At 44.6% G+C, this 7,732-nt stretch carries 9 protein-coding genes; 5 read left to right on the forward strand and 4 right to left on the reverse strand.

All coding sequences use genetic code 11. From position 1 onward, the window contains the following. Nucleotides 1-99: 99 nt before the first annotated feature. Nucleotides 100-1,005: an alpha/beta hydrolase gene (locus F6J99_RS37905; protein ID WP_293121046.1), complete on the reverse strand. Its 906-nt coding sequence runs from the start codon at nt 1,003-1,005 to the stop codon at nt 100-102. Nucleotides 1,006-1,263: 258 nt separating this feature from the next. On the opposite strand from F6J99_RS37905, the gene moaA reads away from it, so the two are divergent. Then, on the forward strand, nt 1,264-2,250 hold the full coding sequence (gene moaA, locus F6J99_RS37910; RefSeq protein ID WP_293121059.1) for a GTP 3',8-cyclase MoaA: 987 nt from the start codon (nt 1,264-1,266) through the stop codon (nt 2,248-2,250). A gap of 125 nt (nt 2,251-2,375) precedes the next feature. Here the strand turns inward: moaA and F6J99_RS37915 are convergent, their stop codons facing one another. From F6J99_RS37915 to F6J99_RS37925, 3 genes are all read right to left on the reverse strand, one after another. Then, entirely contained in the window at nt 2,376-2,504 is a 129-nt protein-coding gene (locus tag F6J99_RS37915) for a hypothetical protein (RefSeq protein WP_293121048.1), read from the reverse strand. 365 nt (nt 2,505-2,869) lie between these two features. Further along, entirely contained in the window at nt 2,870-3,478 is a 609-nt protein-coding gene (gene rpsD / locus F6J99_RS37920; protein ID WP_070395435.1) for a 30S ribosomal protein S4, read from the reverse strand. Between the two features lie 412 nt (nt 3,479-3,890). Beyond that, on the reverse strand, nt 3,891-4,853 hold the full coding sequence (locus tag F6J99_RS37925; protein ID WP_293121049.1) for a deoxyhypusine synthase family protein: 963 nt from the start codon (nt 4,851-4,853) through the stop codon (nt 3,891-3,893). Between the two features lie 780 nt (nt 4,854-5,633). Here F6J99_RS37925 and F6J99_RS37930 point away from each other — a divergent pair. The 4 genes from F6J99_RS37930 to F6J99_RS37945 all read left to right on the forward strand — a co-directional run bounded on the left by F6J99_RS37930 (nt 5,634) and on the right by F6J99_RS37945 (nt 7,654). Then, complete coding sequence (locus F6J99_RS37930) at nt 5,634-6,350, forward strand: thermonuclease family protein (RefSeq protein WP_293121051.1); 717 nt, start codon at nt 5,634-5,636, stop codon at nt 6,348-6,350. A 110-nt stretch (nt 6,351-6,460) separates the two neighbouring features. Beyond that, nucleotides 6,461-6,598, forward strand: a complete 138-nt coding sequence (locus F6J99_RS37935) for a hypothetical protein (protein ID WP_293121053.1) — start codon at nt 6,461-6,463, stop codon at nt 6,596-6,598. Nucleotides 6,599-6,797: 199 nt separating this feature from the next. Further along, complete coding sequence (locus F6J99_RS37940) at nt 6,798-6,929, forward strand: hypothetical protein (RefSeq protein WP_293121055.1); 132 nt, start codon at nt 6,798-6,800, stop codon at nt 6,927-6,929. A gap of 281 nt (nt 6,930-7,210) precedes the next feature. Then, a complete protein-coding gene (locus F6J99_RS37945; protein WP_293121057.1) occupies nt 7,211-7,654 on the forward strand; it encodes a hypothetical protein in 444 nt (147 codons plus the stop codon). Nucleotides 7,655-7,732: the final 78 nt, after the last annotated feature.

The following is a 7,732-nucleotide window of genomic DNA, read 5'->3' on the forward strand; positions in this document are numbered from 1 at the left end:
GCTGAATTTTTTCGAATTGCTCCACCACATTTAACAGGCGGCTGTGGTTGTTACGGGTCAGATGGCTGGTACTTTCCCCTACTGTCTACTGCCTACTGCCTACTGCCTACTCCCTGTTCCCTTTGCTATAGTTCCAAGGGTTTGATATAAGGCTTGAGTATGTATCCAACCTACAAAACCACTGTAGAGACAGTCTCCTTCAGGGCTAGCTACAAATACATGGTGTATTTGTAAAGGATTCTGCCAAGTCCGAATGGAAATGCCATTTTTAAGTGTTATATAGGTCTTGGCTCGCTTAAAATTTCGACCATGACCATCAGTCATACCTGGCACTGAGTGTAATTGTTGAATTAAGCTAGTAATAAAGTCTCCTGGTGGAGGAGCTTGCGTGATAACTGGATTCGCCCAAAATTTCTGGATTTCTGCTGCAACTAACGGATGATTTTTGAGAGCAGCATGACGCAGATTAGGTAAACAAACGAATTTACTAGGAGAAAACTTGGTTGTCTCTATTGTAATCGTACCGTCGCTACCGTGATCACTATCACCAGCTATTACTAATGTGGGAATCACTGCACCAATGGACTCTGCTAGTTGTCGGCGGTTGATACCTAAATCCTTTGCGATACCAATACCAATCCCAAAGGGGTCAATAATTCTAGCTAGATCTGCACCACCAATAGGAGAACCAATCAACACTAAGGATTCTACTTGTGACCACCAGTCTCGGTGACGGCTGAGGAGTTCTAGCCAAATTAAGCCACCCATGGAATGACCAATAATTCGGATTGGTGTTTGGGGATATGTGACAATGGTATCTAAGACGATGTGTTCGAGTTGGTTGATTAGGGGTTCTATCCAGAGCCAGGTTTTGAACCAACCGAGATCGGGAGTAATGATGGCAGTGCGGGATGTGGCTAAGGATTGGGCAAGGCTTGCCATCGCTTTAGAGTTATCAGCCCATCCGTGTTGTGCGTATAGAAGAAAATCTGGTTTGTCGGTCATTTCCCCTAAATCTAGGATACTGGTAGTTTCTTCTTGATTTTAGGTAGGGGAGTACACCATGAGTAAGCAATTGTGACACTCCATTGAGGGACACAGAATAGGCTTTGCAAGAAAAGGAATGCACCCTAACCGTTGCAGTATCACTGGATTCTTGGAAAGAGATGCTGCATAGCATTAGCTACAAGGGCTGAGGGACAGATTCCGGAATACGTATAACCTATTACCAAAACCCTTTGAAACCCGATGGTTCCAGCAATTATGAATACTGTAGACTATCTCCGGATTAGCTTGATTGACCGCTGCAACTTCCGTTGTCAGTACTGTATGCCTCAAGGAGCAGAACTTGACTACATCCTACGGCAAGAATTACTAACTGATCAAGAACTGCTGACTCTGCTTAAGGAGGTGTTTATCCCGGTAGGATTTAGAAAGTTTCGCCTCACGGGAGGTGAACCCCTATTGCGTCCAGGTGTAGTGGAGTTAGTTAGAGCGATCGCATCTTTACCAGAAACACAAGATTTAGCGATGACTACCAATGCCTTTTTACTGGCTGGTATGGCAAAGGAACTCTACCAGGGGGGTTTACGGCGGATTAATATTAGTCTGGACTCCCTCAATCGAGAGACATTTGACAAAATTATTGGCAATCGGGGACGTTCGCGCTGGGAACAGACTTGGGAAGGGATAAAAGCTGCCCATCAGGTTGGATTTGACCCGTTAAAGCTGAATGTGGTGGTAATTCCAGGAGTTAATGACCAGGAAGTGCTGGATTTAGCTGCTCTAACCATTGACCGCTCCTGGCACGTTCGATTTATCGAGTTTATGCCCATCGGGAACTCCCAGCTATTTGGTGAGCGGGCGTGGGTACCTTCGGAAGAATTACGGCAACGGATTCACTTACGCTGGGGTTTGATAGAATCCAGTGTCCGGGGTAATGGCCCAGCTGATGTGTTCCAGATTCCTGGTGCCAAGGGCACCCTGGGATTTATTAGTCAGATGTCAGAATGTTTTTGCGATCGCTGCAATCGGATGCGTCTATCTGCTGATGGTTGGCTGCGTCCCTGCCTACTTAATGAACAAGGTCAAGTTGACTTAAAAACTGCTCTACGCAGCGGCGTTGATACCGCTGACTTAAGAGAGCAGGTCAGACAGTTGCTGATGATTAAACCAGAAATCAACTTCAAGGAGAGAGACTCTGGTACTGATAGTTCATATACAAGGACGATGTCACAAATTGGCGGATAGTTTTTTAGGTTACAGGTTAGCAGGTTAGTCAGGTTGAAGGTTATTTAGGTTGTTCGCGTAGCGTGGCCAAAGGCCAAGGTTATTTAGGTTGTTCGCGTAGCGTGGCCAAAGGCCAAGGTTGAAGGTTATTTAGGTTGTTCGCGTAGCGTGGCCAAAGGCCAAGGTTGAAGGTTATTCAGGTTGTTCGCGTAGCGTGGCCAAAGGCCAAGGTTGAAGGTTATTGAGGTTGTTCGCGTAGCGTGGCCAAAGGCCAAGGTTGAAGGTTATTGAGGTTACAGGTTGAAGGTTAGCAGGTTACAGGTTGAAGGTTAGCAGGTTACAGGTTGAAGGTTAGCAGGTTACAGGTTACAGGTTAGCAGGTTACAGGTTATAACCTTCAACCTACCCTATGGGAACGCCACAGGCGAACAACCTGTTAACTTTCAACGGTTGTCAACTTTCAACCTGTTAACCTTCAACGGTTGTCAACTTTCAACCTGTTAACTTTCAACGGTTGTCAACTTTCAACCTGTTAACTTTCAACCTGTTAACCTTGGCCTTTGGCCACGCTACGCGAACAACCTGTTAACCTTGGCCTTTGGCCACGCTACGCGAACAACCTGTTAACTTTCAACCCGGCTTAGACTTTCCTGGAGTAGTACTCAACCACCAGTAGCTCGTTAATTTGTAATGCCACCCATTCCCGATCAATAATTCCATTCACCTTTCCGGTGAAGGTGTTCTTATCAAACTCTAAATGACTAGGAAGGTTTGCTAAGCCAGGAAATTCCAAGTTGCGTTCTACTAGACGGCGGGATTGATCACGGTTTCTAACCGCAATCACATCGCCAGGGCGACACTGATAGCTAGCAATATTAACTACTTGACCATTTACAGTAACATGACCGTGATTCACGAGCTGACGAGCCGCTGGGATGGTACCTCCCATACCCATGCGGAAGACTGTGTTATCCAGTCGCATCTCTAGCAGTTGCAGCAAAGCTTGTCCAGTGGAACCGGTGGCTCGACGAGCTTTACGGACATAGCGAATTAACTGCTTTTCAGTCACTCCGTAGTTATAGCGCAGTTTCTGCTTTTCTTCGAGACGGATCGCATATTCTGAGCGTTTCCGACGGTTTTGACCATGTTGACCTGGGGGATAGGCACGGCGGGGTGTTTTACGACTTAAACCGGGCAAATCACCCAGACGGCGCACGACCCGCAGACGCGGGCCTCTATATCGGGACATATAACTTCCTCTGTACTATCTTGTGTACTATCTTGACTAAAGATTTCCCAAAACTATTATCTTACAATTTATTAGGGCAGTGGGCATAAGGAAATTGCCATCAGGAAGATTCCGGGCAGGTGTTAGCTCAATAGCCCTATCTACGGGAATTTCTATAGTGCAAACCACCTGAGTTCCATATAACAGGATTAGGGCTACCCAACTCATAGGCGATCGCTCTAGGAAAGAAACGGGGTAAAGGCTTTGACCCAACTACCCTAGATAATCACTTCTAGGGTTATATCATTATCCGGATAATTAGTGATAAAAAAGCATTTCCGATTAAACCTTACTCCTTTTCTTCAGCATAGCTGCCTTTTGCCAAATGCCTTCGATTCGGCCCAAGCGTGTAAGTATTCAACCGGAGATGATATTAGTGACCCAGGACGTAATTAAAAATCAGCGGAGCTACAATTGATGCATCCGATTCAATCACGTAACTAGGGGTATCCGTATCAAGTTTGCCCCAACTAATCTTTTCACTAGGTAGTGCGCCACTGTAGGAACCGTATGAGGTGGTACAATCACTAATTTGGGCGAAGTAACTCCACAACTTACAGTCTTCCTTGAGATCCTGGTGGATCAGTGGCACAACGCAGATGGGAAAATCTCCAGCAATTCCACCCCCAATTTGAAAGAACCCCATGGAAAAATCTCTAGTATTTTCCTTATACCAATTCACAAGAAATACCATCAGCTCAAGACCGCTACGCACAACATTCAAGCGACTGATATTGCCTTTGATAACTTCAGAAACAAAGGAATTTCCCAGAGTTGAATCTTCCCATCCAGGAACAAAAATAGGAATTTGTTTCTGCCATGCTGCCATCACCCATGAATCACGAGGATCAATTTCATAATAGTCTTTAAGCTCTTGACTTTCAATAAGTTGATAAATGAACTCGTATGGGAAAAAATTTTGGCCAGATTGATCAGCTGCTTGCCACAGTTTCACCATATGCCGATCAATTTTCCTCATCGCTTCTTCTTCAGGGATACAGGTATCAGTAACTCGATTCATACCGGACTCAAAAAGAGCCTTTTCCTCTTCTGGTTTCAGTGAACGATAATCCGGTAGTTTCTTATATTGAGAGTGGGCAACTAGATTGAAGATATCCTCTTCAAGATTGGCTCCGGTACAGCAAATAGCATGTACCTTGTCTTGGCGAATCATTTCAGCTAGAGATATACCCAGCTCTCCTGTACTCATGGCCCCAGCCATACTCAGAAACATTTTATTACCCGATTCCAGGTGTTTCACCCATCCTTCAGCCGCCTCAACACACACGGCTGCATTAAAGTGTCGAAAATTTCTGTTCATGAACTCTCGAATCATAGTTTTTCCTCCAATAGTGGGTCTTACAGTTGAGTACTTTACAGAACTATAGATAAACGTTTTATAAACAGCAGAATCCCCCAATGATAAAATGGTAAAAAATCGGAAGCAGCAGCTAGTTAACAGCCTTGATAAAAACTTGCTACTGCCAACTGAAACTCTCCCTCAGCTAAAGCACGAAGGAAACAAGCTAGGATATCAAGTCTTCATATAATTGAAAACATAGTACCGTTGGCTCCGGAGCAAAACTCCCAGGGCTGACTTTGACTATACTTAAGCCTTGATGCAGTCTCTCAAGGGGAAGCAGCTAGGGTTTTTTTCACCACCAAACACTGCTAGAAAATCCTGATCTAGTTAACTAGCTTTTGACGTTTATGATTCCTCGTCACAAATTTAGTAGACAAGGGGAATCACGCCCCTAAGTTATGTTCATCCCCGGCGCTTGTACACAAGGGGTTTCAACTGCGTTTGAGATCAAGAAATACCTGATCACCAGCAACGCTTCTCGATTTGGTGTTGTTTTTAACAATTATCACGATCTCTGATTATATATCAATCTGGTAACACCTGTGTTGAAGGTTACTGCTGGAGCGGACAGGGAAATAAGTGACCTCCCTGATCTGGCGTTGCTCCTGTTGTGGGATGATTGAAGCGAATGGACAGCCAATAAGTGTTTTGCTATGGTTAGTCTTAAATCTAGAATAGCATCGGCTGTTGATTTGAGGCACTGATGGCCTGTTCATCGATTACTTTTATCTGAGTCCTGATACGATTTACACCATGACAGACTTGATTAGTGAAATTTTAAGTAAAGTAGGGTCAGTTGCTCCTCAAGTACCGCCATACTTTGAGTCCCTAGAGACCTACGCTGTTAAGAAAGTTTCCGATGCTGACACCATTGATGTGATTGATGGCTCCGGAGAAGAGATTACAGTGCGCTTCGTTTACATTGATGCACCAGAAACTCCTAAGGGGTGGGGTTACAAAAAACTTGAGGATAAAAATCAGGACAATGCCCTCTATCAAAGTCAATTTAAGTGGGGCAACGAAGGTAAAGACTGGGTCAAACAGTTGGTAGAAGAAAACGGGGATAAAGTTAAATTGAGAATTACCGACATCGACACTCGCTACAATCGTAAAATTGGCGAAGTTTACTTATTGGATGGCACGTTTCTTCAGCATAGTTTAGTCAAAGAAGGATTAGCACTGATTTATTACGATTATTTTAGTAAGTGCCCTCGTGAGATGGCTATTTCCCTTCTGTTGGCAGAGGCAGATGCGGAAGGCCAAGGCAAAGGGTTATGGCAAGAACCGAAGTCAGGATTTATCCAGCCTTGGTTGTTTCGTCCCCTAAAGAAAAAGCAAAAAGCCCTGCTTGGAGACCCAGATGCATATCAGGAGCTTACCGAAAAAATTCAAACCCTCTATGAAGACTTAGAAGCTGGCAAAATGACTAAAGATCAGTTTGAGGATAAGTTTAAGGAGACCCTCAAGTAATACTATCAAGTGGGTGCATCTCATATTTGTAAAAAATAAGGGAAGTGTGGGGAGATGGGGAGATAGGGAGATGGGGAGATAGGGAGATGGGGAGATAGGGAGATGGGGAGATGGGGAGATTTTTATTATGGGTAATTATCCGTAAGCATTCAGCTATCAGCTATCAGCTATCAGCTTTCAGCTATCAGCTTATGCGCAATGGGCTTTTACTCAGACTTTCAATTCTCATGCTTCTCTATCAATATTAAATTCTCCCGTTCCCCTCGCGTGGCCATAGGCCTGCATAAGTTTATTTTAAGCTGTTCGCGTAGCGTGAGCTAAAAGCTCACGGCTGACGGCTGACTGCTGTTCGCGTAGCGTGCGCGTAGCGCATATGCTTACAATTATCCTAACATGAGATAAGTTGATAAACTGATAAACAGTTAATATATCAATTATCAATGAATTGTGATAATTTTTGTTACCTACTCCCTACTTCCTACTCCCTGTTACCTACTCCCTACTCCCTACTCCCTACTCCCTACTCTCTGTTCCCTGTTCCCTGTTCCCTGTTCCCTTTACTATATAGATTTCAGCTAATAGCTAAAAAAAATACCATTCTAATGTTTAAATTTTGAACATTTATTACAATTTCTGTAAATTGCCTTGATTTTTTTTGTTTTTTTATTGACAATAATAGTAGCCATTGGTTATACTATAATCATTGGAACAAAGAGCCGCGCTCATCGGCCACCAACCTGGAAGCGCGGCTCTCCCCCCCAAGTTACATGGAGGTAATTATATAATAATGGCAAAACAGCGATTCGTTTATCATCAAGCTCGATTATCACGAAGCGTTCGCGTAGCCTGTGCGTAGCACAATGGAGCGCCTTGAGCAGCTTGCACAACCGAGGGAGTTAAAGGGCGAGAATTCCTATCCCTATCCCATAACGGAGCGCGAGCAAATCCTAATCCGACTGTACAGTTACTGGGAATTGGGTATGACACCGCAACGGTTTTACAATAAGTGGGATCTGACTCGGGAAGATATGGCTTTAATCTGCTCTTGTTCCACTCAAACCGTTAACGGCTGGTTTAACACCAGTCGTCGCTGTTACCCTCCGACTCCTGGTTACTTGCGCCATCTGGCCATTATGGATTTCTTGTTGGAGGATTTCGAGACAATTCCTAAACCGTTATTGGAGCGATGCAGCGCGGTCTTGGGGAGGCAGCGCGGTCTTGGGGGTTCCCCCCGGAGACGAAACCTGATTACGTTGAGCCTTTATGGTTGGTCGGCTATGCAGAAAAGGGGTAAAACTTATTGATTAAGGCGAGCCTGTCTTACGGTAACTTCTAACCATGAGCGACTGCCGTGGTTTCCCCCATGAGCGACTGCATCAAGA

Source organism: Moorena sp. SIO4G3 (genome assembly GCF_010692305.1).
Lineage (GTDB): Bacteria > Cyanobacteriota > Cyanobacteriia > Cyanobacteriales > Coleofasciculaceae > Moorena > Moorena producens_A.